Below are 2,029 nucleotides of genomic sequence, written 5' to 3'. Positions count from 1 at the left end.
CATCAGCGTCGGGACCGCGCACGCCTACGTCCGATCCGTCGTCGCGCTGCTGGCCCGCCGGGCTCCGGGACTGACGCGGGCCCTGCGCGAAGCCACGGCAGTGGCGAAGTACGTGCTGGTGGACGGCACCCTGGCCGAGTGCGACCGGGTCGGCGACACACGGGCCGACTACTCCGGAAGGCACCGCCGCCACGGCGTGAATCTCCAGGTCGTCACCGACCCCGCCGGCCGAATCGTGTGGATCTCCCGGGTCCTGCCGGGCCGAACCCACGACCTCACAGCGGCCCGGCGACACCACATCATCAACACGTGTGTCCGGCTCGGCATCCCGGTCCTGGCCGATCTGGGCTACCTCGGCGCCGGCGGGAACTTCGCCGTCCCGCACCGGCGCCGTCCGCGACAAGAACTCACCCTCCGCCAGCGGTCGCTGAACAAGGCCCATGCCCGGCTCCGCTACCCCGTCGAACGCGGCATGGCCCGCCTCAAGACCTGGCGCATCTTCCGCAAGGCACGCTGCAGCCCCACCTGGCTCACCACCGCAGCCCGCGCCGTCCTCACCCTTGAGAGCTACAACTGAAAACGCTCAGTGGATCGTGGCACACAGCCTCAGATGGACGGGGTGCGGATACGCCGTCTGCTTTCAGCCGCGCCGTACGGCGAGCCGGACCGTATGCCCCTGTACGAGAACCGCATCCATGACGCCGATGGGCTCACCGAAGGTGACCTCGGAGTTATTGGTGCCGAATGGCATGACGGTGGCGAGTGCCTCTCATCGCGAGGTACTGCGGTCACAGTCATCGAGCAGGGTCCGCCGGGCAGAGCCGACGAGGACATCCTTAGGGTGTCCGGCGCGGATGTTCTAATGAGAGGTGGCGGGCCGCGCTCTTACCACAGGGAGCATACAACCGCAGGCGCTCTCCCGGTCCCCTCCCGGCCCAGCCGGGGGTCAACTGCGGGCGTCTTCCGCAGGCTCACCGTACGGAGCGCCTGGGACCCAGCGCAGCCTGGTCTACTTGAAGGATCCGGCTCGCTCCGCGTTTCTGGGACAGGAAAAGACCCTTAAATAGCTCCAATGGGAACACCCCAAGGCTGCCCTAAGCTGCGCGGTTCCCCGTGTTCCCGTGTTCCCGATAAATCAGCTGGCTCTGCCCCATCACCGTTTTCGTAGCCCCCGCATTGGGGTTACCGGCCTTCGGAGTCGGCATGACTACCTCCCCTTGTCGAGTGGATGGCCCGGGGGATGGTGTCACGAGCTCCGAAGGCACTGACAGACCGCTGATGAGGGGCATGACCACCGGCCTACCCCCGGCCGGGAGGCTCTTTGTGATGTGGATGTGGCGATCAGTGCCGTGGCAGGCCGGGTGAGTGCGACCGGAGCGTGCACATGATCGACATCAGCAACATCAATCTCTTCCTCCGCCTGGACGTCGGCAAGGGCGAACACCACGCCACCGCCGTCACCCCGGCCGGGACGAAGGCCTTCGACAAGCGGTTGCCCAACGGCGAGCCCAGACTCCGCGAGGTCTTCGGCAAGCTGCAGTGGGTGTTCTGTGAGCCTTCGCGCGGGTTCACTTTGCCGGGCGGGGCATGGTGAACAGGCCGGGTTCGGGCTCGGTGAGGATGTGGCGGCTGACGAGGCATTTGAGCTTGGTCCTTGGCCCGTAGGCCGTGCTCGTCGTCCTCGAACACGGCGAGGATCTGCCGGTATGCGGACGGCAGCGGCTCCATGCCGCCGCAATCGCTGTCCTCGGCGATCCCCAAGACGGTCTCCCGGGTGACCTCCAGCCGCTCCAGCCGGAGCTCCACCGCGGCAAGTTGCTCACCGAGCCGGGCGATCTGCTCGCGCAGGCGGGCCGCCTCCTCGCGGCCAGCGGCCCGCCGTTTGTCGAACTGGGCCAGGAGTTCACGCATGTGCCGCCCCGCGGGTCGGGGCCCTAAGGGCTGTCCCGTTATCGGCGTCCTGTTCGACGTAGGGTCTGCGAGACGGTGCGGCCGGCGCTGTTGTCTCGGCGACATGAGAGGGCATCGT

General features: G+C 67.5%; 2 protein-coding genes and 1 pseudogene. All 3 read left to right on the top strand.

The annotated features are described in order from the left end of the window. A partial coding sequence (locus tag ABT160_RS46875) for a transposase family protein (RefSeq protein WP_351656519.1) occupies positions 1-577 on the top strand: 577 nt, incomplete at its 5' end. Between the two features lie 807 nt (positions 578-1,384). Beyond that, positions 1,385-1,537, top strand: a pseudogene (locus ABT160_RS46870) (IS110 family transposase); the annotation flags it as partial. Between the two features lie 131 nt (positions 1,538-1,668). Beyond that, positions 1,669-1,938: a hypothetical protein gene (locus ABT160_RS46865; RefSeq protein ID WP_351656516.1), complete on the top strand. Its 270-nt coding sequence runs from the start codon at positions 1,669-1,671 to the stop codon at positions 1,936-1,938. Positions 1,939-2,029 lie beyond the last annotated feature (91 nt).

Origin of the sequence: Streptomyces sp. NPDC001941 (assembly GCF_040296945.1) — a bacterium.
Lineage (GTDB): Bacteria > Actinomycetota > Actinomycetes > Streptomycetales > Streptomycetaceae > Streptomyces.
Note: the sequence above shows the minus strand (reverse complement) of the source record. Positions and strands in the feature narration are given on the sequence as shown.